The 21,441-nt window shown below is 70.2% G+C and carries 20 protein-coding genes; 12 read left to right on the forward strand and 8 right to left on the reverse strand.

The window, feature by feature from the left end:
• Positions 1–84: 84 nt before the first annotated feature.
• Genes G6039_RS05745 through G6039_RS05760 form a run of 4 tightly spaced genes read left to right on the forward strand, consistent with a single transcriptional unit; the run spans position 85 to position 3,185 of the window.
• Positions 85–1,260 carry a thiolase domain-containing protein gene (locus tag G6039_RS05745; protein WP_006937825.1) on the forward strand — a complete coding sequence of 392 codons (1,176 nt, stop codon included), beginning with the start codon at positions 85–87 and terminating at the stop codon, positions 1,258–1,260.
• 12 nt (positions 1,261–1,272) lie between these two features.
• Positions 1,273–2,151: a TIGR03619 family F420-dependent LLM class oxidoreductase gene (locus G6039_RS05750; RefSeq protein ID WP_043797484.1), complete on the forward strand. Its 879-nt coding sequence runs from the start codon at positions 1,273–1,275 to the stop codon at positions 2,149–2,151.
• A complete protein-coding gene (locus tag G6039_RS05755) occupies positions 2,148–2,576 on the forward strand; it encodes a nuclear transport factor 2 family protein (RefSeq protein WP_006937821.1) in 429 nt (142 codons plus the stop codon). The genes G6039_RS05750 and G6039_RS05755 overlap by 4 nt, the downstream gene beginning before the upstream one ends.
• 9 nt (positions 2,577–2,585) lie before the next feature.
• A complete protein-coding gene (locus tag G6039_RS05760; RefSeq protein ID WP_043797485.1) occupies positions 2,586–3,185 on the forward strand; it encodes a nucleotidyltransferase family protein in 600 nt (199 codons plus the stop codon).
• On the opposite strand, the gene G6039_RS05765 is transcribed toward G6039_RS05760, so the two are convergent.
• The 3 genes from G6039_RS05765 to G6039_RS05775 form a co-directional block, all read right to left on the reverse strand.
• Positions 3,166–4,602 carry an MFS transporter gene (locus G6039_RS05765; protein ID WP_006937814.1) on the reverse strand — a complete coding sequence of 479 codons (1,437 nt, stop codon included), beginning with the start codon at positions 4,600–4,602 and terminating at the stop codon, positions 3,166–3,168. The two genes, G6039_RS05760 and G6039_RS05765, sit on opposite strands and share 20 nt — an antisense overlap.
• A gap of 97 nt (positions 4,603–4,699) precedes the next feature.
• On the reverse strand, positions 4,700–6,271 hold the full coding sequence (locus G6039_RS05770; RefSeq protein ID WP_006937813.1) for an FAD-binding protein: 1,572 nt from the start codon (positions 6,269–6,271) through the stop codon (positions 4,700–4,702).
• Positions 6,272–6,615: 344 nt separating this feature from the next.
• Positions 6,616–7,869: a cytochrome P450 gene (locus tag G6039_RS05775; RefSeq protein ID WP_006937811.1), complete on the reverse strand. Its 1,254-nt coding sequence runs from the start codon at positions 7,867–7,869 to the stop codon at positions 6,616–6,618.
• A gap of 182 nt (positions 7,870–8,051) precedes the next feature.
• Here G6039_RS05775 and G6039_RS05780 point away from each other — a divergent pair, with 182 nt between their 5' ends.
• From G6039_RS05780 to G6039_RS05790, 3 genes are all read left to right on the forward strand, one after another.
• Positions 8,052–9,215: a steroid 3-ketoacyl-CoA thiolase gene (locus G6039_RS05780; RefSeq protein ID WP_043797491.1), complete on the forward strand. Its 1,164-nt coding sequence runs from the start codon at positions 8,052–8,054 to the stop codon at positions 9,213–9,215.
• Position 9,216: 1 nt separating this feature from the next.
• On the forward strand, positions 9,217–9,690 hold the full coding sequence (locus G6039_RS05785) for a nitroreductase family deazaflavin-dependent oxidoreductase (protein ID WP_043797494.1): 474 nt from the start codon (positions 9,217–9,219) through the stop codon (positions 9,688–9,690).
• A 79-nt stretch (positions 9,691–9,769) separates the two neighbouring features.
• A complete protein-coding gene (locus G6039_RS05790; RefSeq protein WP_043797497.1) occupies positions 9,770–10,429 on the forward strand; it encodes a GNAT family N-acetyltransferase in 660 nt (219 codons plus the stop codon).
• 70 nt (positions 10,430–10,499) lie between these two features.
• Here the strand turns inward: G6039_RS05790 and G6039_RS05795 are convergent, their stop codons facing one another.
• Positions 10,500–11,414 carry an SDR family oxidoreductase gene (locus G6039_RS05795; RefSeq protein WP_043797498.1) on the reverse strand — a complete coding sequence of 305 codons (915 nt, stop codon included), beginning with the start codon at positions 11,412–11,414 and terminating at the stop codon, positions 10,500–10,502.
• A 149-nt stretch (positions 11,415–11,563) separates the two neighbouring features.
• Between G6039_RS05795 and echA20 the strand changes: the two genes are divergently transcribed.
• The 4 genes from echA20 to G6039_RS05815 are packed head-to-tail and all read left to right on the forward strand — an operon-like array spanning position 11,564 to position 15,096.
• Entirely contained in the window at positions 11,564–12,325 is a 762-nt protein-coding gene (gene echA20 / locus G6039_RS05800; RefSeq protein ID WP_006937806.1) for a (7aS)-7a-methyl-1,5-dioxo-2,3,5,6,7,7a-hexahydro-1H-indene-carboxyl-CoA hydrolase, read from the forward strand.
• A 19-nt stretch (positions 12,326–12,344) separates the two neighbouring features.
• Entirely contained in the window at positions 12,345–13,226 is an 882-nt protein-coding gene (gene ipdA, locus G6039_RS05805) for a cholesterol ring-cleaving hydrolase subunit IpdA (RefSeq protein WP_006937805.1), read from the forward strand.
• Positions 13,223–13,999 carry a cholesterol ring-cleaving hydrolase subunit IpdB gene (gene ipdB / locus G6039_RS05810; protein ID WP_006937804.1) on the forward strand — a complete coding sequence of 259 codons (777 nt, stop codon included), beginning with the start codon at positions 13,223–13,225 and terminating at the stop codon, positions 13,997–13,999. Before ipdA ends, ipdB begins: the two co-directional genes overlap by 4 nt.
• Positions 13,996–15,096 (forward strand): NAD(P)H-dependent flavin oxidoreductase, encoded by a 1,101-nt coding sequence (locus G6039_RS05815; protein ID WP_006937803.1) that lies wholly within the window; start codon positions 13,996–13,998, stop codon positions 15,094–15,096. Before ipdB ends, G6039_RS05815 begins: the two co-directional genes overlap by 4 nt.
• Here G6039_RS05815 and G6039_RS05820 read toward each other — a convergent pair.
• From G6039_RS05820 to G6039_RS05830, 3 genes are all read right to left on the reverse strand, one after another.
• Complete coding sequence (locus tag G6039_RS05820; RefSeq protein WP_043797501.1) at positions 15,057–15,872, reverse strand: NAD(P)H-binding protein; 816 nt, start codon at positions 15,870–15,872, stop codon at positions 15,057–15,059. The two genes, G6039_RS05815 and G6039_RS05820, sit on opposite strands and share 40 nt — an antisense overlap.
• Positions 15,873–15,978: 106 nt before the next feature.
• Positions 15,979–16,923, reverse strand: coding sequence for an alpha/beta hydrolase (locus tag G6039_RS05825; protein WP_029540987.1), 945 nt, complete (start codon positions 16,921–16,923; stop codon positions 15,979–15,981).
• 31 nt (positions 16,924–16,954) lie between these two features.
• Positions 16,955–18,604: a flavin-containing monooxygenase gene (locus G6039_RS05830; RefSeq protein ID WP_006937797.1), complete on the reverse strand. Its 1,650-nt coding sequence runs from the start codon at positions 18,602–18,604 to the stop codon at positions 16,955–16,957.
• A 180-nt stretch (positions 18,605–18,784) separates the two neighbouring features.
• Between G6039_RS05830 and G6039_RS05835 the strand changes: the two genes are divergently transcribed.
• Positions 18,785–21,118, forward strand: a complete 2,334-nt coding sequence (locus G6039_RS05835) for an ATP-binding protein (RefSeq protein WP_174824747.1) — start codon at positions 18,785–18,787, stop codon at positions 21,116–21,118.
• A gap of 32 nt (positions 21,119–21,150) precedes the next feature.
• Here the strand turns inward: G6039_RS05835 and G6039_RS05840 are convergent, their stop codons facing one another.
• A complete protein-coding gene (locus G6039_RS05840) occupies positions 21,151–21,420 on the reverse strand; it encodes a DUF2277 family protein (protein WP_006937792.1) in 270 nt (89 codons plus the stop codon).
• Positions 21,421–21,441: the final 21 nt, after the last annotated feature.

Below are 21,441 nucleotides of genomic sequence, written 5' to 3' on the forward strand. Positions count from 1 at the left end.
GGGCCGGGCGGGCCCTCGCACACGCGACGAGCGGTCCTGTGCTGCAACAGAATCTGGTAGCCGTTCTGGAGGGACGTAACTGACATGGCCAAGCAACTCGCGGCTGTCCTCGGCACGGGGCAGACCCACTACGTCGCCAAACGGCACGACGTGTCCATGTCCGGCCTCGTGCGCGAGGCGATCGACCGCGCCCTGGCCGACTCGGACGTCGGCTGGGACGACATCGACGCGGTCGTGATCGGCAAGGCCCCCGACCTGTTCGAGGGCGTGATGATGCCCGAACTGACCATGGTCGACGCGATCGGCGCCACCGGCAAGCCGATGCTGCGGGTCCACACCGCCGGTTCGGTCGGCGGGTCCACCGCCAATGTCGCCGCCAGCCTCGTGCAGGCCGGCGTGCACCGGCGGGTGCTGGCCGTGGCGTGGGAGAAGCAGTCCGAGTCGAACGCGATGTGGGCGCTGTCCACCCCGGTGCCGTTCACCATGCCGGTCGGCGCCGGCGCCGGCGGCTACTTCGCCCCGCACGTGCGCTCCTACATCCGCCGATCGGGCGCACCCGAGCACATCGGCGCGATGGTCGCCGTGAAGGACCGGCTCAACGGCGCGAAGAACCCGTACGCGCACCTCAAGCAGCCGAACATCACGCTCGAGTCGGTGCAGGCGTCGCAGATGCTGTGGGATCCGATCCGCTACGACGAGACGTGCCCGTCGTCGGACGGCGCGTGCGCCGTCGTGATCGGCGACGAGGACTCGGCCGCGGCGGTCGAGGCGCAGGGCCGGAGGGTCGCGTGGATCCACGCCACCGCGATGCGGACCGAGCCGACCACGTATGCGGGACGCGACCAGGTCAACCCCGAGGCAGGCCGGATGGCCGCGGCGGCGCTGTGGCAGGCCGCGGGTATCACCGACCCGCTCACCGAGATCGACTGCGCCGAGATCTACGTCCCGTTCTCGTGGTTCGAGCCGATGTGGCTCGAGAACCTCGGCTTCACCCCGGAGGGCTCCGGTTGGAAGCTCACCGAGGCCGGGGAGACGGCCATCGGCGGTCAGCTGCCGGTCAACATGTCCGGCGGTGTGCTGTCCTCCAACCCGATCGGCGCCTCCGGCATGATCCGGTTCGCCGAGGCCGCGATGCAGGTGATGCAGCGCGCCGGGGAGCATCAGGTCGACGGCGCACGCAAGGCACTCGGGCACGCGTACGGCGGCGGCTCGCAGTACTTCTCGATGTGGGTCGTCGGCTCGGACCGACCGGAACGATAGGCACGGACCGTGGTGGACTTCACCGTCGGCGTCGCGATGACGCCCCTCGACCAGCTCACCGGCCTCGCCCGCACCGCCGAGGAGTGCGGGTTCCGGTCGATCGCGCTGCCCGACTCCCTGTTCTACATGGAGAAGCAGACCGTCGACTACCCGTACACCCCCGACGGGTCGCGGATGTGGACCGAGGACACGCCCTGGGCGGACCCACTGATCGCCGCGGCCGCGATGGGGGCGGTCACGTCGACACTCCGGTTCTACACCCAGGTCCTCAAGCTCGGCTCGCGCAACCCGGTGCTGCTGGCGCGCCAGGTCGGCTCGGTGGCCAACCTCACCGGTAACCGCTTCGGCTTCGGAGTGGGAATCGGCTGGGCCCCGGAGGAGTTCGAGTGGTGCGGGGTGCCGTACGCGCGGCGCGGCAAGCGGGTGGACGAGATGATCGACGTCATCAAGCTCATCCTCGGCGGCGGCATGGTCGAGCACCACGGCGAATTCTTCGACTTCGACCGGCTGCAGATGAGCCCCGCCCCCACCGAACCCGTGCCGTTCTACATCGGCGGCCACACCGACGTGGCGCTGCGCCGGGCGGCGCGCGTGGGCGACGGCTGGACCTCGGCGATGATCCGGTTCGACGACCTCGTGCAGGTGATCGCCCGGCTGCGGGAGCTGCGCGCCGAACACGGCCGCGCCGACGATCCGTTCGAGATCCAGGCGGTGTGCGTGGACCGGTTCGGCCGTGCCGGGTACGCCGAGCTCGAGGATGCCGGCGTCACCGACATCATCGTGGTGCCGTGGATCTTCGACGGGCACGGCTTCGACAGTCCCCTCGAGGCGAAGCAGGAGTCCCTGCACCGTTTCGCCGACAGGTACATCCGCGGAAAGGCATCGGCATGAGCGAGGAACACCCGGCCCGGGTCGCCGCGCGGGCGTCGCAGGCGGCGGCAAGCGGTAAACGCAAGGACGAGTGGCTCGCGTTGTTCGCCGAGAACGGTGTCGTCGAGGACCCGGTCGGTCCGTCCGGATTCGATCCGGAGGGCAAGGGCCATCACGGCCGCGAGGCGATCTCGCGGTTCTACGACATGACCATCGCGAACACCGACAAGCTCGAGTTCCTCGTCGACGACGTGCTGGTGTGCGGCGACGAGTGCGTCAACATCGGCACCATCCGCACGACCCTCGGCGGCAACGTGATCGACGCCGAGGGGGTGTTCGTCTACCGTGTCGACGACGCGGGCCGGATCGCGTCGCTGCGCGCCTTCTGGGAGGTCGAGCGGGCCATGGCGACGGTTCGTCCCGCAACCGAGGAAGCACGCGGCTAGAGTCCAGCCATGACCGTCGCCGGGATCGTCCTCGCGGCAGGGGGCGGCACGCGGCTGGGCGGGCGCGCGAAAGCGCTGCTCCCCCACCGCGGCCGCCCCCTGTTGCACACCGTGGTGGCCGCGCTCGCCGACGGCGGCTGCGACGAGGTCACGGTGGTCGCCGGCGCCTACGCCGACGACGTCGTCGCCGCGTGTCCGCCCGGCGTCCGCTCCGTCGTCAATCCGCGCTGGGCCGAGGGGATGTCGACGTCGCTGCGGTGCGGGGTGGACGCCACGACCGGCCACGACGTGATCGCGCTGACGGTCGTCGACTTCCCCGGCATCACCGCCGAACTCGTCCGCACCGTACTCCTCGCGCACCGCCCGGGCACGATCACCCTGGCGGTGTTCGGGGACCGCCCCGGGCATCCCGTGGTGTTCGACCGCCGCGACGCCGAGGCGGCGGCCCGCGAGGCCGTCGGCGACGAGGGAGCCCGGCGATTCCTCACCCGCAACCGCGACCGGGTGCGACGGCTGGACTGCACGCGCCTCGCCGATCCCGGGGACATCGACGTCCCCGACGATCTGACGCTGCTGGACGGGCCGGGAATCACGCCCGCCGATACCTGATCGCCGAACCCAGCCCGATCGTCACGGCGCAGGAGAGGACCAGCATCGCGCAGACGGCCCCGAGCGCGGCCACTGTCGGCGTCGCCGTCCCGGGCAGCACCAGGGACGCGAGCAGGAGCGAGGCGAGCGAGGTGCCCACCGCCGACGCCGCGGTGCGCAGCACCGTCTGGCTGCCGGCCATCTCGCTGGTGTTGTGCTCCGGGACGGACTCGACGAGCAGGTTCGGCAGCGCCGTGTACGCGAACGCCGTCGCCACCGACACGGCCACGACCAGCAGCGTCATGCCGATCACCGATGCGCGGAAGAAGAAGAACCCGGCACACGCGACGAGGAACATCACGCTGCCTAGGAGCAACGACGTCCGCGCCCCCACGGCGGCGGCGATCCTGCCCGCGACCGGGGTGAATGCCATGCCGATCATCGCGCCGACGAACGACAGCGTTCCGGCGTAGGTCGGCGAGAGCCCCAGGCCGAACGGCGCGGTGGCCGGGCTCTGCATGATGATCGGGATGATCATCGTCCCGACGCCGATCGGTCCGACGCCGAGTGCGACCCCGGCGAGCATCGTCAGGGCGACGTTGCGCTCGGCGAGCAGGCGCAGGTTCACGATCGGAGACGTCCGGCCCAGTTCCCACCACACCCAGCAGGCGAACACCGCGGCGCCGAGGACGATCGGACCCAGCACGCGGGCGTCGCTCCAGCCCCAGGAGCGGCTCTGGGTCAGACCGAACAGGACGGACGCCACCGACACCGCCAGGCCGACCGCGCCGACGACGTCGATCGGTTGCCGCCGAGCGGTGCGGCGCCGCCACGGCAGCACGGCCTCGACCAGGAAGAGACAGACGAGCGCGTAGCCGGCGGCGACGACGAAGATGTACCGCCAGTCGCCCAGGTCGATGAGGACGCCGGCGACCAGCAGGGAGGCCGCGCCGGCCGCGACGGCCGACCCGGAGATCAGCGCGACCGCCATGGGGACGCGCTCGGCCGGCAGGTGTTCGCGGGCCAGGCCGATGCACAGCGGCAGGATCGCTCCGGCCACACCCTGGATCGCCCGGCCGGCGATGATGGCCTCGAGGGTCCCGAACGCCATGCTCACGACGGATCCCGTCGCGGCACAGGCCAGCACCACCATCAGCACCCGTTCGCGGCCGTACATGTCTCCGAGCCGGCCGCACACCGCCGCCGAGGCGGCCGCCACCAGCAGAAACGCCGTCACGCTCCATCCGACCGCGGATGCGTCGGCTTCGAAGACGCGAGCGAACGTCGGCAGGGCCGCGTACATCATCGACGTCTCGAATGCGCTGATGACCTCGACGGCGATGAGGATCGCCACCACCGCCCCCACGGGTCGGGTCCGCTCGTAGCGGCGTTCGGCGCGGGTCGAGGGTGCCCGTTCGGGTGCCAACGATGTGCTCATGAAAACTCCTACGGTTCGTCGATGTGAACCGTACGGACGAAGTGCTCCGAGTGTGACGCAGGACCCACTGAGCGGGACCGGACGAGTCGCGGCGTTCCTATGCTCCGGCCATGTGCCGGACCGCCAGGTGGGCGAACAACGCGCTGGTGCCGATCGGGTTGCCACCGCCGGGATAGACGGTGCCGCTCGGGGCGGCCATCGTGTTGCCCGCCGCGTACAGCCCGGCGATGGGCCTCCCGGCGCCGTCGAGCACGCGGCCGACCGTGTCGGTGCGCAGTCCGCCCTTGGTGCCGAGGTCCGAGATGCCGAACTGCGCGGCGTGGAACGGCCCCTTCTCGATCGGGCTCAGCGCCGGACCGCCGCCGGTGAACGCCACGTCGTAGGGCTCGTCCCCGCGGCCGAAGTCCTCGTCGACGCCGGTGGCGGCGAGGCGGTTGAACCGCGCGACGGTCGCCTCGAGCGCCTCGGCCGGCACCCCGATCAGGTCGGCGAGTTCGGCGAGCGTGTCGGCGGTCGTCCACAGTCCCGCCGCCTCGTACTTCTCGGTCTCCACGAGCGGCACGTTCGTCGCCGCGATCGGCGGCACGACGCCGCCCCGGTCGTCGTAGATCATCCAGAACGGCAGCGTCATCTCACCCTTGTCCATCCGGGCGATGATGTCGCGGCCGAGCCGGTCGTAGGGCGCGTACTCGTTGGTGAAGCGGTTGCCGTCCTGGTCGACGAAGATGCCGCCGGTGAAGCACAGCGCGAAGGCCGAGCGCCCGTCGGGGTGGGTCAGCCCCGGCGACCACCACGCCTCGCTCATCAGGTCGACGTCGGCACCGATCGCGATGGCCGCCTGGTGGGCCTTGCCGAGGTTGGACCACGGACCCATCGAATCGCGGGCCGCGCCGGGAACGCCGTACTGCGCGCGCATCTCGTCGTTGTGGTCGAATCCGCCGGCGGCGAGCACGACGCCCTTGCGGGCCCGCACCGCCCGCCGCTGGTCGCCGTGGGAGACGATCGCGCCGACCACGGCGCCGTCCTCGACGACGAGTTCCTCGAGCGCGGTGTTCCGATGCAACTGCACGTTCGGGTACTTGCGCATGGCGAGCAGGAACCGGCCGATGAGGGCACGTCCGCCGATCAGCTTGTCCGGCAACGGATCCCCGTTGCGCTCGCGACCCAGCGGCCCGCGGACGGACTCGTTGAGTTCCGGGTCGTCGACGACGGACCGCGGGGTCGGCGCGATGTGACGGCCCTTCGCGCTGGCCTTGGGAGCCTTGCCGAAGTAGTCCGGCCACGGGTAGGCGGTGAACTCGATGTCCTCGTCGGCCTCGAGATAGTCGATCAGGGGAGCGCCGCCGCGCACATAGGCGTCCTGCAGGTCGCGGGGGGTGCGGTCGCCGACGACCGCGTGATAGTAGGTCAGGGCGTCGTCGATGGTGTCGTCGTCACCGGCACGTCGCAGCACCGCATTGGTGGGGAACCAGACCCCGCCGCCGCCGGAATATGCGGTGGTGCCGCCGAAGTACTCGGAGGCCTCGACCAGGACGACGGACAGTCCCTCGCGGGCAGCGGTGTAGGCGCCACAGCAGCCGCCGGCGCCCGATCCGACGACGAGGACGTCGCATTCTTCCGCCCATTCCACCATGTTCGATGCCTTTCGCCGATTCCGTTCCAGGAGCACGTGACACTATTTCCGCAACCGCGGCGCGCGGGAGGAGACGTCTCACTGGGTGGAACAACAGGCACGGCCCCTGCTGCGCGGGTTCTCTCGGGGCTCGGCGCCGAGTCCCGCTGTTCGGCCCGCGCAGGCCGGACCCGGCACGGCGGCGGTCGCGCAAACAGGTCCCGGCCAGTAGGACCGAAATCCGGGGGCGCCTCGGCGGCCGAATACTGTGGGCGAGCACCCCGCCCTCACCCCCAATTTCGGCGGGGTGCACCCATGCCGCCGGCTCCCGCAGCCCCGCTCACACGGAAAGCGCGGCGGCGCCGGGGGATTCCCGATCTCTCGGCGCCGCCCCACCCGGGTCAGTGCTCGACCGGGCAGCCGCCCTGCGTCTTGTAGTCCACCCGGAACTCCTTGATGCCGTTGAGCCAGCCGGAGCGCAGCCGCTTCGGGTCGGCGATCTTGGTGATGTCGGGCATGTAGTCGGCGATCGCGTTGAACACGAGGTCGATCTCCATCCGCGCCAGGTTCGCGCCGAGGCAGTAGTGCGCACCGGTACCGCCGAAGGCGAGGTGCGGGTTGGGATCTCGCAGGATATCGAAGGTGCGGGGGTTCTCGAACACCTCTTCGTCGTTGTTCGCCGACGCGTACAGCATCACGACGCGGTCGCCCTTGCGGATCGTCCGGCCGCCGAGCTCGGTGTCCTCGAGCGCGGTGCGCTGGAACGACGTGACCGGCGTGGCCCAGCGGATGATCTCGTCGGCCGCGGTCTTCGGCCGGTCCCGCTTGAAGATCTCCCACTGCTCCGGGTTGTCGAGGAACGCCGCCATCCCGTGCGTGATCGCGTTGCGGGTGGTCTCGTTGCCGGCGACGGCGAGCACGATGAAGAAGAAGCCGAATTCCTCGGGCGAGAGCTCGTCACCGTCGATGTCGGCTTCGATCAGGGTGGTGACGATGTCGTCGGCCGGGCACTCCTTGCGGGCGGCGGCCATCTGGTACGCGTAGCCGAGGACCTCCATCGACGCGGCCGCCGGGTCGGCGGTGTTGTCCGGGTCGTCGTAGCCGGTCATCTGATTCGACCACTCGAAGATCTTGTCGCGGTCCTCCTGCGGGACGCCGATGAGTTCGGCGATGGCCTGCAGCGGCAGCTCCGCGGCGACCTGGGTGACGAAGTCGCCCCCGCCGGCCCGGCAGGCCTCCTCGACGATCTTCTTCGCGCGGGCGTTCAGCTCGTCGCGAAGGCCGTTGATCGCGCGCGGGGTGAAACCGCGGGCGACGAGCTTGCGCAGCTTGGTGTGCTCGGGCGCGTCCTTGTTGAGCAGGACGTGGCGCTGCAGTTCGATGGCCTCGCGCGGGATGTCGTCGTTGAACCGCGGGATCGCGGTGTTCTCCCAGTTGGAGAACACGTCGCTCCGGCGGGAGACCTCACGGACCTCCTCGTGCCGGGACACGACCCAGAATCCTTCGTCGTGGAATCCGCCGACGTCCGGGGATTTCTTGTTCCACCAGACGGGGGCCGTCCTACGCAGCTCGGCGAACTCCTCGAACGGCATCCGCTCGGCGTAGAGATCCGGATCGGTGAAGTCGATGTCTTCGGGGATGTTGGGCTGCGCCACTGATTTCTCTCCTGCCCTGACGAGTGCACCGTGTCGTGATGTGGAACACGTTCTAAAAGCATTCAAGCACAGGGTGGCCCGGAGGCCAAGGAATCGCCAAGTCCCGATCATTCGGACCATGCCTTGCCCGCCCCGGAAACCTGTTCTACTTTGCGAGGACAAGCACCAGAAAGGAGCCCACCGTGGGCACACCAGTCATCGTCGAGGCGGCACGCACCCCGATCGGCAAGCGCGGCGGCTGGCTCGCCGGCCTGCATGCTGCCGAGCTTCTCGGAGCCGCACAGAGCGGACTGATCGAGCGCGCGGGCCTCGATCCCGCCCTCGTCGAGCAGGTGATCGGCGGGTGCGTCACCCAGGCCGGCGCGCAGTCCAACAACATCACCCGCACCGCGTGGCTGCACGCCGGCCTGCCGTGGCAGGTCGGCGCCACCACGGTCGACTGCCAGTGCGGATCGGCCCAGCAGGCCAACCACCTGATCGCCGGACTCATCGCCACCGGCGCCATCGACGTCGGCATCGCCTGCGGTATCGAGGCGATGTCGCAGGTGCCGCTCGGCGCGAACGTCGGCGACCTCGCCGGCCCGCGGCGGCCCGAGTCGTGGAACATCGACCTGCCCAACCAGTTCGAGGCGGCCGAGCGCATCGCCCGCCGTCGCGGCATCACCCGCGAGGACGTCGACGCGCTCGGCGTCCGGTCGCAGGCGCTGGCCAAGCAGGCGTGGGACGAGGGCCGCTTCGACCGCGAGGTGCTGCCCGTCGTCGCGCCCGTCGTCGACAAGGAGGGCACCCTCACCGGCGAGAAGCAGACCGTCGCCCGCGACCAGGGCCTGCGCGAGACGACCACGGAATCGCTCGCGAAGCTGAAGCCGGTCCTCGACGGTGGCATCCACACCGCCGGCACCTCGTCGCAGATCTCCGACGGCGCTGCTGCGGTGCTGCTCATGGACTCCGACCGCGCCGCGGCGCTCGGCCTGAAGCCGCGGGCCCGGATCGTCTCGCAGGCCCTCGTCGGCGCCGAGCCCGAGTTCCATCTCGACGGCCCGGTGCAGGCGACGAGCCGCGTCCTCGAGAAGTCCGGCATGACGATCGGCGACCTGGATCTGTTCGAGGTCAACGAGGCGTTCGCGTCGGTGCTGCTGTCGTGGGCGCGGGTGCACGAGCCCGACATGGACAAGGTCAACGTGAACGGCGGCGCGATCGCGCTCGGCCACCCCGTCGGCTCGACCGGCTCGCGGCTGATCACCACCGCGCTGCACGAGCTCGAGCGGCGCGACGGCGCCACCGCGCTGATCACCATGTGCGCGGGCGGCGCGCTGGCCACCGGCACGATCATCGAGCGGATCTGACATGAAGGGGCCCGCCGCGCCGAAGGGTCTCGACTCGAAGTGGACCGTGCCGATCATCAAGTGGATGTCGCGCGCCAACGTGGCGGCCTATCAGGCCACCGGCGGCCGGATCGGGGGAAAGTGGCGGGTGGGCAGCGCCTTTCCGTGGGGCATCCCCGTCTGCCTGCTGACCACCACGGGCCGGAAGACGGGACGGCCGCGGACCGTTCCGCTGCTGTTCCTCGAGGACGACGAGCGGGTGGTGCTCGTCGCGTCCCAGGGCGGCCTGCCCGAGCACCCGCTGTGGTTCCGCAACATCCAGGCCGATCCGCGGGTGACCGTGCAGGTGAAGTCCCGGGTGCGGCAGATGACGGCACGGGCGGCGACGCCCGAGGAGCGGTCGCACTACTGGCCGCGGCTGGTGGCAATGTACGCGGATTTCGACAATTATCAGTCCTGGACGGATCGGGTCATCCCGGTGGTGGTGTGCGAGTGACCCTCGCGGGAGCCGGCACGACCGGGCACGAACCAGTGGGGTGCCCGGTCGAGCTGCTCTCGAGAAGGGATGTCACCCGATGACAACCGCGAACCACGATCAGGTACTCGACAAGCGGGAGATCGCGGCGGCACTGCTGCGCGCGCTCGAACGCCGGCACGAGGTCCTCGATGCCATCGTCGAGAGCAACGACAGGGCCGAGGCCGTCGCGACCGTCGCGCGGCTGCTCGACACGGACGAGTTCTGCGCCGAAGCGGTGCTCAACCTTCCGTTCCGGCGGCTGACCAAGGCGGAGCGCAAGAAGATCCGGGAGGAGCTCGACGACCTCGACGCGGTGCTCAAGTGGACGCCCGCCGAGCGTCCCTACGCCACCGGCGCCCATTTCCGGCTGCGTCAGTTCAGCGACAGCGAGCCGGACCGCGAGCTGTTCCGCGTCCGGTGCGAGGAGCAGCTCGGCGACGCCGGTGCGGCGCAGGTCGAGCAGGAGCGCGCCGCCGGCCTGTCGCGCATCGACGACGAGTCCGCGGTGTGGCTGGTCGCCGAGGACCTGTCCGGCACCGAACCCAAGCCGGTCGGCTTCGCGTTCGGCGAGCTGCAGGGCCATGAGGTCGACGTCGCGATCTGGGTCCACCCCGAGCTGCGCAAGCAGGGCTACGGCACCGCGACCCTCAAGCACGCCCGCACCGAGCTGGCCGCGTACTTCCCCGGCACCACCATCATCGTCCGCTCGCCCGCGTAGGCGGCTGCGCCGCCGGTGCGTCCTTCGGGTCGTTCCCACCGCCCAAAGGACGCACCGGCAGCTTCGCTGCCTACGCCCCGTAGACGGGGGTGGGGGGCTCGCTGCGCGCGATCAGCTTCTCCACCACCGGGCCGAGTTCCTTCGGATCCCAGCGCTCGCCCTTGTCGATCGCCTCACCGTGCCGCCAGCCGTCGGCGACGGAAACCCTGCCGCCCTCCACCTCGAAGACCCGGCCCGTGACGTCCTTCGACTCGGCGCTGCCGAGCCACACCACCAGCGGTGAGACGTTTTCCGGGGCCATCGCGTCGAAGCCCTGTTCCGGGGCGGCCATCGACTCGGCCATCGCGCCCCCCGCGCCCACGGTCATGCGGGTCCGGGCGGCCGGCGCGATCGCGTTGACGGTGACGCCGTACCGGGCGAACTCGGCGGCCGCCTGGATCGTGAGGGCCGCGATCCCGGCCTTCGCCGCGGCATAGTTGCCCTGGCCGATGCTGCCCATCAGGCCGGCGCCCGAGCTGGTGTTGACGATCCGCGCGTCGACCGGGTTGCCGGCCTTCGCCTCCCCGCGCCAGTACGCCATCGCGTGCCGCATCGGGGCGAAGTGACCCTTGAGGTGCACCCGGATCACGGCGTCCCACTCCTCCTCGCTCATGTTGGCGAGCATGCGGTCCCGCAGGAATCCCGCATTGTTGACCAGGACGTCGAGCCGTCCGAAGGTGTCCAGGGCCGTCTGCACCAGGTTCTCCGCGCCGGTCCAGTCGGCCACGTCGTCGCCGTTGACGACGGCCTCGCCGCCCGCCGCCCGGATCTCCGCGACGACCTGCTCGGCGGGGCTCTCCCCCGTCGCCGAACCGTCCGCGCCGGCCCCGATGTCGTTGACCACGACCTTCGCGCCCTCGGCCGCGAAGGCCAGCGCGTGGGCCCGCCCGATGCCGCGCCCCGCGCCGGTGACGATCACGACGCGCCCGTTGACCAGTCCACTCACTTGTCTTCTCCTCGAATAGATGTCGTTGTCGGGGAATCCGGGCGACATACTCGCCCCGCCTCCACGATTCCGCTCCCTGGGGTCTGCGCCCCGCATGTGCTAACTTACCAAGCAATCGCTTGGTTCGGTACAGACGTTAGGAACCTGCCATGGGCATCACCTCGACCACCGACGGCGCGGGCATCACAACGGTCACCGTCGACTACCCGCCTGTGAACGCCATCCCCTCCCAGGGCTGGTTCGAACTGGCCGACGCGGTCCTCACCGCGGGCAAGGATCCGGCCACGCACGTGGTGATCCTGCGCGCGGAGGGCCGCGGCTTCAATGCCGGCGTCGACATCAAGGAGATGCAGGCCACCGACGGCCACGGCGCCCTCATCGCCGCCAACCGGGGCTGCGCCGCCGCCTTCGGCGCCGTCTACGACTGCGCCGTCCCCGTCGTGGTCGCCGTGAACGGCTTCTGCGTCGGCGGCGGCATCGGCCTGGTCGGCAACGCCGACGTCATCGTCGCCTCCGACGACGCCGTCTTCGGCCTGCCCGAGGTCGATCGCGGCGCTCTCGGCGCCGCCACGCACCTGGCCCGGCTGGTGCCGCAGCACATGATGCGCACCCTCTACTACACGGCGCAGAACGTCACGGCCCAGCAGCTCGAGCACTTCGGCTCGGTGTACAAGGTCGTCCCGCGCGCCGACCTCGACGCCACTGCCCGCGAGATCGCCGAGAAGATCGCGGCGAAGGACACCCGCGTCATCCGGTGCGCCAAGGAAGCCATCAACGGCATCGACCCGGTGGACGTGAAGGAGAGCTACCGCTTCGAGCAGGGCTTCACCTTCGAACTCAACCTCGCCGGCATCGCGGACGAGCACCGCGACGAGTTCGTCGCCACCGGCAAGCCGCGCGCCAACCACTGACCAGGAGACGAGAAACACCATGCGTGACAAGAGGATGTCGCTCGACGACGTGGTCGGCGAGCTGCGCAGCGGCATGACGATCGGCATCGGGGGCTGGGGGTCGCGGCGCAAGCCGATGGCGCTCGTCCGCGCGATCCTGCGCTCGGACGTGAAGGACCTGACCGTCGTGACCTACGGCGGCCCGGACCTGGGGCTGCTGTGCTCGGCCGGGAAGGTGAAGAAGGCGTACTACGGGTTCGTCTCCCTCGACTCGGCCCCCTTCTACGACCCGTGGTTCGCCAAGGCGCGCACGAACGGGGAGATCGTCGCGCGGGAGATGGACGAGGGCATGGTCAAGTGCGGCCTCGAGGCGGCCGCCGCCCGGTTGCCGTTCCTGCCGATCCGGGCGGGACTCGGTTCCGCCGTCCCGGACTTCTGGGAGGGTGAATTGCGGACCGTCACCTCCCCGTACCCCGACGCGTCCGGCACGCCCGAGACACTGATCGCGATGCCGGCACTGAATCTCGATGCCGCCCTGGTACATCTGAACATCGGCGACGCGCACGGCAACGCCGCCTACACCGGCGTCGACCCCTACTTCGACGACCTGTACTGCCTGGCGGCGGAGAAGCGGTACGTCTCGGTCGAGCGCATCGTCGAGACCGAGGAACTCGTCAAGTCCGTTCCGCTGCAGTCGATCATCCTCAACCGCATGATGGTCGACGGGGTCGTGGAGGCACCGGACGGCGCCCACTTCACCCTCGCCGGCGACAGCTACGGCCGCGACGAGAAATTCCAGCGCCACTACGCCGAGGCCGCGAAGGACCCGCAGACCTGGCAGGCGTTCGTCGACCGGTTCCTCTCCGGCAGCGAGGACGACTACCGAGCCGCCGTCAAGACTTTCACCGAGGAGCAGGCATGACCGACACGACCACCCCGGCGACGACGGGCACGGTGACCCGGGCCGAGTACTGCGCCATCGCATGCGCCGAGATCTTCGCCGGGGCAGGCGAAATCATGGCCAGCCCGATGGCGACGCTGCCGCTGATCGGCGCCCGCCTCGCCCGGCTGACCACCGAACCGGACCTGCTCATCACCGACGGGGAGGCGCTGATCCTCGCGGACACTCCCGCACTCGGCGCGAAGGGCCCGATCGAGGGCTGGATGCCGTTCCGCAAGGTGTTCGACGTCGTCGCCTCCGGCCGCCGCCACGTGGTGATGGGCGCCAACCAGATCGACCGGCACGGCAACCAGAATCTCTCCGCGTTCGGCCCGCTGCAGCACCCCACCCGGCAGATGTTCGGCGTGCGGGGCGCCCCCGGCAACACCATCAACCACCCGACGAGCTACTGGGTCGGCAAGCACAACACGCGCGCGTTCTGCGACAAGGTCGACATCGTCTCGGGCGTCGGCTACGACAGGGTGGACCCGGCCAACCCGGCCTTCAAGTACCTGCACCTGCACCGGGTGGTCACCAATCTCGGGTCGTTCGACTTCGGCGGTCCCGGCCACACGATGCGGGCACTGGCCCTGCACCCGGGGGTCACGGCGGAGCAGGTCGCGGAGAACACCTCCTTCGAGGTGGCCGGCCTCGACGAGGCGGGCGTGACCCGCGAGCCCACCGCCGAGGAGCTGCGCCTGATCCGCGAGGTCCTCGATCCGCGCGGCCTGCGGGATCGGGAGGTGGCGGTATGAGCCCGCGCCTGACGACGGCACTGACCGACCTCGTCGGCATCGAGCACCCGATCGTCCAGACGGGGATGGGCTGGGTGTCCGGCCCGCGCCTGACCGCGGCGACCTCCAACGCGGGCGGTCTCGGCATCCTGGCCTCGGCGACGATGACGTACGAGGAACTCGAGGCCGCCGTCGCGAAGACGAAGGCGGCGACGGACAAGCCTTTCGGCGTGAACATCCGGGCCGACGCGTCGGACGCCGCCCAGCGCATCGACCTGCTCATCCGTGAGAACGTCAAGGTCGCGTCCTTCGCCCTCGCGCCCAGGAAGGAACTGATCGCCAAGCTCAAGGACCACGGCATCGTGGTGATCCCGTCCATCGGCGCCGCGAAGCACGCGGTGAAGGTCGCCTCGTGGGGGGCCGACGCGGTGATCGTGCAAGGCGGCGAGGGCGGTGGGCACACCGGGCCGGTGGCCACGACGCTGCTGCTGCCGAGCGTGCTCGACGCGGTCGACATCCCGGTCGTTGCGGCCGGCGGATTCTTCGACGGGCGCGGGCTCGCCGCGGCGCTCGCCTACGGGGCGGCCGGCGTCGCCATGGGCACCCGGTTCCTGCTCACCAGCGACAGCGCCGTGCCCGACTCGGTGAAGCAGGAGTACCTGAGGCGGGGCCTGCAGGACACCACGGTCTCCCTCAAGGTCGACGGCATGCCGCACCGTGTGCTCAACACCGACCTCGTCGACAGCCTCGAGCGCGGCAGCTACGCGAAAGGCCTGGTCGCCGCCGCGAGGAACGCGGCGAAGTTCAAGGCCATGACCGGGATGAAGTGGTCGACGCTCGTCAAGGACGGCATCGCGATGAAGCGGGCGAGCGACCGCACGTGGCAGCAGATCATCATGGCGGCCAACACCCCCATGCTGCTCAAGGCCGGGCTCGTGGAGGGCAACACCGACGCCGGTGTGCTGGCCTCCGGGCAGGTCGTCGGCATGCTCGACGACCTGCCGAGCTGCCGGGAGCTGATCGACCGGATCGTCGCCGAGGCCGTGGAGCGGATCGACGCCGTGGCCGCGCTGCGCGGTCAGGCCCAGGCCCCGCGTTCCGCCGCGGCGCGCACGTAGGTCTCGAAGGACACGGGCGGCCGGCCCGCCACCTCGGCGACAACGTCGTTCGGGGTCGCGTCGCCGGTCGCCCGCAGGGCCTCGAAGGCCTCGATCTCGGCGAGCACCTGCGCCCGGTCCAGGCCGAGGCCGGTCATCGTCTCGAGGTAGGCGTCCGGCTCACCGCGGTAACGGACCTCGCGCCCCGATGCGCAGGCGATCACGGCCGCGGCCTCGCCGAACGACAGCGCGTCCGGCCCGCTCAGCTCGTAGGTCCGGCCGGCGTGGCCGTCCCCGGTGAGCGCGGCGACGGCGACGGCGGCGATGTCCCCGGCGTCGTTGAACGCCTGACGCATGTCACCCAGGGGCAGGACGATCTCGCCCGCGAGCACGGCAGCGCGCAGGAAACCCTCGTCGAAGTTCTGGTCGAACCAGTCGGGGCGCACCACGGTCCACTCCGCGCCGGACGACGTGACGGCACGCTCGGCGGCCAGCAGCCGCTCGTCGCCCATCACGTCGACCGCCTTGCTCGACAGCAGGACGAACCGCGAAATCCCCTCGGCGACAGCCATATCGACGAATCCGTCCGCGACCGGCACGCCGTCGGGCGCCATGACGAACACCGCCCCGGCACCGGACACCGCGGGTTTCCAGGTGTGCGGATCGAACCAGTCGAACGGCACGTCGCCCGAGCGGGAGCCGGCACGGACCGCGTGCCCGCGTTCGCGCAACTGCCGGGTGACCCGTCGCCCGACGGTGCCCGTGGAACCGAGAACCAACACCGGTCGTTCGTCCATGCCGGCATCCTGACATCCGGCACCGACACGGTCACCGGGGCAGCCGACCGGTTCGCACGTCCATCGCGCCCGGCGGACGACATCACGTCCGCCGGGCGGTAGACCGTCAGGCCGCCGACGTGGGGGCGACGACGCTCTTGACGAAATCGGCGACGGCGGCGCGCAACTCGCGGCTGCGGGGAACCGCGCCGGACATCCAGTACACGCCGTGCACCAGCCCGTCGAATCGGACGGTACGGACGTCCACGCCCTCGGCGCGCAGCCGAGCGCCGTACTGTTCGGCCTCGTCGCGGGTGACCTCGTTCTCCGTCGTGAGGATGAGGGCCGGCGGGAGTCCGTCCACGCGGTCCGCCCGGGTGGGGACGGCATACGGGTTGTCGGCGTCCTCCGGTGCGGACAGGTACTGCTCCCAGAACCAGTCCAGGGCCGCGGCGGTGATGAGGTAGCCGTCGGCGTAGTCGATTCGGGACGGCAGCTGAGCGTTCGGGTCGATCACCGGGTAGATCAGCACCTGTCCGCGAAGGGCCGGCCCTCCCTGGTCTCGCGAGCGCAGCGCGGTGACGGCCGCCAGATTCCCCCCGGCGCTGTCGCCCATCACCACTATGTTGCCCGGGTCCCCGCCGTGCTCGGCGATGTGCGCGGCGACCCAGTTCAGCGCGGCCCAGGCGTCGTCGGCGGCCGCCGGAAACCGATGTTCGGGGGCCCGGCGGTAGGCGGCGGTCACGACGACCGTTCCCGTCTCGTTCGCGAGTGCCCGGGCGGGTTCGTCGACCACCTCGAGATCACCGGCGACGAACCCACCGCCGTGGAAGTAGAGCACCACCGGGCGCGGACCGGTCCCTTCGGGAAGGTGGATCCGGAGCGGAAGCTCGGTGGTGTCGCTGACATAGTGGAGGTCTTCGATCCGGGCGACCGGTTCGGACGGGGCCTGCAAGCCGGTGAACGTCGACACGACCGCGCGGGCTTCGTCGACGGACATGTTCTCGAACGATTTCAGTCCTTGCGCCTGCAGTCCCGCGAGCAGTTGCTCGACGTGGTGGTCGAGTGCCATGGCATTTCCTTCCGGGGAATGGACGGTGGGGTCAGGAGACGGCGGTCGCGACCACCGCGCGCGAACTCGTCGTGTCGAAGCCGGTGTAGCCGCCGGCGACGACCTCGGCGCAGGTCTGCCGGTAGGTCGGGGCACCGCCGAGGTAGACCATGCAGGCCCTCGGCTTGCCGGGGATGTTGGCGCCCATGTACCAGGAGTTCGTCTGCGGCAGGAGGGTTTGCCCGGCGATCTCGTTGGTCAGGTGCAGCCAGTCGGTCTCGGCCTGCGCGGTCGGCTCGATCACGTCGAGGTCGTGTGCGCGCAGATAGTCGATCGCGTCGGTGGCGAAGTCGACGTGGTCCTCGATGGCCAGCGGCATGTTGTAGAGCACCGACGGCGACTGCGGCCCGGTGATGGTGAACAGGTTCGGGAACCCGTGGATCATGATGCCGAGGTATGTCCGCGGCCCGTGGGCCCATTTCTCGGCCAGCGTCTGTCCGCCGCGGCCGCGGATGTCCATCGCCAGCAGCGGCCCGGTCATGGCGTCGAAGCCGGTGGCCAGCACGACGGTGTCCACCTCGTACGTGCGCTCCCCCACCCGGACCCCGGTGGCGGTGATCTCGTCGATCGGAGTGTCCTTCACATCGACGATGTGCACGCTCTCGCGGTTGTAGGCCTCGTAGTAGTTCGTCTCGAGCGGGGGACGCTTGGTGCCGTAGGCGTAGCCCTCGGGTGCGAGCTTGTCGGCCTTGGCCGGGTCCTGCACCCGCTCGCGGATGCGTTCGCGGATGTACTCGGCGATGGTGTCGTTGGCCTTCTTGTCGAACAGGATGTCCTGGAAGCTGTCGATGAACAGCCGGAACCCGCCGGCGTTCCAGCGCTCGTCGAACACCCGGCGGCGCTCCTGCGCGTCGACGGCCAAAGCCGAGGGCTGGACCTGGTCGAACGGGACGCCGAGGAAGTGGTTGCGGGCTGCGTCGCGCAGACTCCGGTAGTTCTGCTTGGCCTCGGTCTCCACCTCCGGGTCGAGCGGCCCGTTGCCCAGCGGGGTGGCGAAGTTGGGGGTGCGCTGGAAGACGATCAGCTCCGCCGCCTCCTCGGCGATCAGGGGGATCGCCTGGATGCCGCTGGCACCGGCGCCGATGACCGCGACACGCTTGCCTGCGAAGTCCACGCCCTCGTGCGGCCAGTTGCCGGTGAGCAGGACCTCGCCGCGGAAGTTCTCGATGCCGCCGAACTCGGGAGTCTTGGGGACCGAGAGGTTGCCGGCGCCGGAGATGAAGTACCGGCTGCGCACGCTGCGGCCGTCATCGGTGTGCACCGTCCACATCGAGTTCTCGTCGTCCCAGTGCACCCCGATCACCCGGGTGTCGAAGGTGATCCCCCTGCGCAGGTCGAAGCGGTCGGCGACGTGCTCGAGGTACCGCAGGATCTCCGGCTGGCCGGCGAACTTCTCGCTCCACCGCCACTCCTGCTGCAGCTCTTCGTCGAAGGAGTACGAGTAGTGGATGCTCTCGATGTCGCAGCGAGCGCCCGGGTAGCGGTTCCAGTACCAGGTGCCGCCCACGTCGGCGCCGGCCTCGAACACCCGCACCGCCAGGTTCATCGTGTCGCGCAGCTTGTGCAGGGCGTACAGGCCGGCGAAGCCGGCTCCCACGACGACGACGTCGACGTCGGGAGCGGAGAAATCGGTTTCGGTCATGGTGCGGGCTCCTCACGATCAAAGGGGTTCGGCCCCGTCCGGGGCGCTTCGATGCCTGACCACGACAATGACCCGCGTCACCTCACCCCCACGCGGGGGAAATCACCCCTTTCGATACCTGTGTTGGGCGTCACACCGCATTCGGGTATGTTCTGACCACTATCTCTGGGAAGCGTGAAGATGGAGTCCCCCCTGCCCCGCACCAAAGGGCTGACGCCCTCGCTGACCAGTTTCGTCGGCCGTCGCCGGGAGATCGACGAGGCTCGGGCCCGCCTGCAACAGGCCCGGCTCCTGTCGTTGCTCGGTCCGGGCGGGGTCGGCAAGACCCGGCTGGCGGAGGAGATCGCCCTCCGCTCCGCCCGCGCCTTCCGCGACGCCTTCTGCTGGGTCGACCTCGCCGTGGTCCGCGATCCCGAGGCGCTCCCGTCGGCTGCGGCCGCGGCGCTCGGCGTCACCGACCAGTCCACCCGTCCCGTGCGGGACAAGATCCTCGATCACCTGCGGGACCGCCACATGCTGATCGTGGTCGACAACTGTGAGCACCTGCTCGACGCGGCGGCCGCGTTCGTCACCACGGTCCTCACCGGCGCACCCGAGGTGCGCGTTCTGGCGACGAGCCGGGAGCCGCTCGGCGTCGGCGGCGAATTCACCTACGTGCTGCCGCCGCTGAGCACCCCGACGGAATCGACCGGCAACCGCGCCGCCGACCTGGCCCTGTTCGAATCGGTCACGCTTCTCGTCGAGCGCACCCAGAGTGTGGTCGCCGAATTCCGGATGACCGACGCCAACGCCGACGCCGTCGCCCAGCTGTGCATCCAGTTCGACGGCATCCCCCTGGCCATCGAACTCGCCGCGACCCGGTTGCGGACCCTGTCCCCCGCCCAGCTCGTCGAACGGCTCGACCGGCGCTTCGCCCTGCTCACCGGCGGCAACCGCGCGGCCGTGCCCCGGCAGCAGACGCTCCGGGCGCTGATCGACTGGAGCTACGAACTGTGCTCCGCACCGGAGCGCACGCTGTGGGCGCGGCTGTCGGTCTTTCCCGGCAGCTTCGATCTCGAAGCCGCCGAGTCGATCTGCGGGGACGAAGACCTTCCCCCGGAACAGGTGATGGATCTGCTCGACGGTTTGGTGTCGAAATCGCTTGTCACGGTCGATCGTTCCGCAGAGGCCTTCCGCTACTCGCAGCTGATGACCGTGCGCGAGTACGGGCACGAGCTGCTCGACGCCGGTGGACGACGGAACGATCTGTACCGGCGGCACCGAGACCACTACCTCGAGCGGGCGCAACGTCACGCGGCGGACTGGTACGGGCCGAGACAATCGGAACTGTTGTCGCGGTGGCGGATCGACCATCCGAACTTCATGGCCGCGCTCGACTGGTCGCTACGGGACGACAGCGACCTGTCGGCCGCGGCCGCCCTCGCCGTGGCGCTGCGGTATCACTGGATCGCGGGAGGCAACCTCTCCCACGGCCGCACCCGGCTCGAGCGGCTTCTGCAACGACTGCCCCGGTCCACTCGCGACCGGGGCCACGTCCTGTGGGTGACCGCGTGGACGGCCCTGATCCAGGGGGACCGGGAGGGAGCCGCACTTCATCTTGCCGAATGCGGATCCATCGCAGCCGAACTGGAAGATGCCGAGTTGCAGGCGCACCACGACCACTGGGCTGCCCTGCACGCCTTGTTCTGCGGACGAACCACCGACGCGATCGATCTCTACGACGCGGCGATCGCCGTTCATCGCACCCGAGGCGATCGCGCAGCAACCCTCACCGCCTTGTTCCAGCTGGCCATGGCCCAGACCTACGACGGCCGGCTCGACGACGCACTCGCCACGTGTGCACACGTGATCCACGTGGCGGACGAACACGGCGAGCAGTGGAACAAGGCGTACGCCCTGTGGGTTTCGAGCCTGGCCTACTTCCACCTCGGCCGGATCGACGACGCCGTCGACGCCGCGGAACAGGCCCTGCACATCCAGCGCGACTTCAAGGACAAGATCTGCACCGCCCTGTCGATCGAACTTCTCGCCTGGGCGGCGGAAGCCGTCGGTCACACCGAGCGGTCCGCCACGCTCTTCGGCGCGGCCAGGGCGGTGTGGCAGCGACTCGGCACGTCCGTCGCCGCCTTCGGTCCCCATATCACGGGTGATTCGGCGCACTGGGAACAGCGGGTCCGACAGTCGCTGGGAGCGAAGAAGTATGCGCGCCTGTCGACACCGCCGGCACACCCGGCCATCGAGCAGGCTGTCGACACGGCTCTCGGGACGCCCGCGGGCGGATCGGCGACCGCGTCACCCACCGCCTCCCCGTTGACCCGCAGGGAAGAGGAGGTGGCCGAACTCGTCGCCCGGGGCCTCAGCAACCGGGAGATCGCGGATCAGCTCGTGATCTCGCACCGGACGGTCGACGGGCACGTCGAACACATCCTGGACAAACTGGGCGTCGGATCCCGCACCCAGGTGGTCGCCTGGGTGCACGCCCGCGCCGCGGGAGCGGCACACGCGCCCGGCTGACGGCCGCCGCGGGACTCGGGGTGCGACGTCGTTCAGCCGCGCGCCGCGATCCGTGCCTGCACCTCCGGCCGGCGCAGCGGCGGCACCGTCGGCGGCGGCTGCCGGCGCGGCGGGAGCCGGTCGAGCAGTCGCATGGTGACGGCCGTGACCTCGGCGACGGCCTCCTCGAACGGTTCGCGGGTGGCGTCGGACAGTTTGTGGACGCCGCTGACCTTGCGCACGTACTGGCGGGCGGCGGCCTCGATCTCCTCGGCGGTCGCTGCCGGCTCGAGCCCGCGCAGCTCCGTGATGTTCCGGCACATGGACCGAGGGTAACCCGGGTC

It is taken from the genome of Rhodococcus aetherivorans (assembly GCF_011058165.1).
GTDB classification, from domain to species: domain Bacteria; phylum Actinomycetota; class Actinomycetes; order Mycobacteriales; family Mycobacteriaceae; genus Rhodococcus; species Rhodococcus aetherivorans.

Excerpts from the sequence above, each read along its gene's own strand:
- G6039_RS05745 (WP_006937825.1), top strand. The coding sequence starts at position 85 with ATGGCCAAGCAACTCGCGGCTGTCCTCGGCACGGGGCAGACCCACTAC.
- G6039_RS05755 (WP_006937821.1), top strand. The coding sequence starts at position 2,148 with ATGAGCGAGGAACACCCGGCCCGGGTCGCCGCGCGGGCGTCGCAGGCG.
- G6039_RS05760 (WP_043797485.1), top strand. The coding sequence starts at position 2,586 with ATGACCGTCGCCGGGATCGTCCTCGCGGCAGGGGGCGGCACGCGGCTG.
- G6039_RS05765 (WP_006937814.1), bottom strand. The coding sequence starts at position 4,602 with ATGAGCACATCGTTGGCACCCGAACGGGCACCCTCGACCCGCGCCGAA.
- G6039_RS05785 (WP_043797494.1), top strand. The coding sequence starts at position 9,217 with ATGAAGGGGCCCGCCGCGCCGAAGGGTCTCGACTCGAAGTGGACCGTG.
- G6039_RS05790 (WP_043797497.1), top strand. The coding sequence starts at position 9,770 with ATGACAACCGCGAACCACGATCAGGTACTCGACAAGCGGGAGATCGCG.
- echA20 (WP_006937806.1), top strand. The coding sequence starts at position 11,564 with ATGGGCATCACCTCGACCACCGACGGCGCGGGCATCACAACGGTCACC.
- ipdA (WP_006937805.1), top strand. The coding sequence starts at position 12,345 with ATGCGTGACAAGAGGATGTCGCTCGACGACGTGGTCGGCGAGCTGCGC.
- ipdB (WP_006937804.1), top strand. The coding sequence starts at position 13,223 with ATGACCGACACGACCACCCCGGCGACGACGGGCACGGTGACCCGGGCC.
- G6039_RS05815 (WP_006937803.1), top strand. The coding sequence starts at position 13,996 with ATGAGCCCGCGCCTGACGACGGCACTGACCGACCTCGTCGGCATCGAG.
- G6039_RS05820 (WP_043797501.1), bottom strand. The coding sequence starts at position 15,872 with ATGGACGAACGACCGGTGTTGGTTCTCGGTTCCACGGGCACCGTCGGG.
- G6039_RS05825 (WP_029540987.1), bottom strand. The coding sequence starts at position 16,923 with ATGGCACTCGACCACCACGTCGAGCAACTGCTCGCGGGACTGCAGGCG.
- G6039_RS05830 (WP_006937797.1), bottom strand. The coding sequence starts at position 18,604 with ATGACCGAAACCGATTTCTCCGCTCCCGACGTCGACGTCGTCGTCGTG.
- G6039_RS05835 (WP_174824747.1), top strand. The coding sequence starts at position 18,785 with ATGGAGTCCCCCCTGCCCCGCACCAAAGGGCTGACGCCCTCGCTGACC.
- G6039_RS05840 (WP_006937792.1), bottom strand. The coding sequence starts at position 21,420 with ATGTGCCGGAACATCACGGAGCTGCGCGGGCTCGAGCCGGCAGCGACC.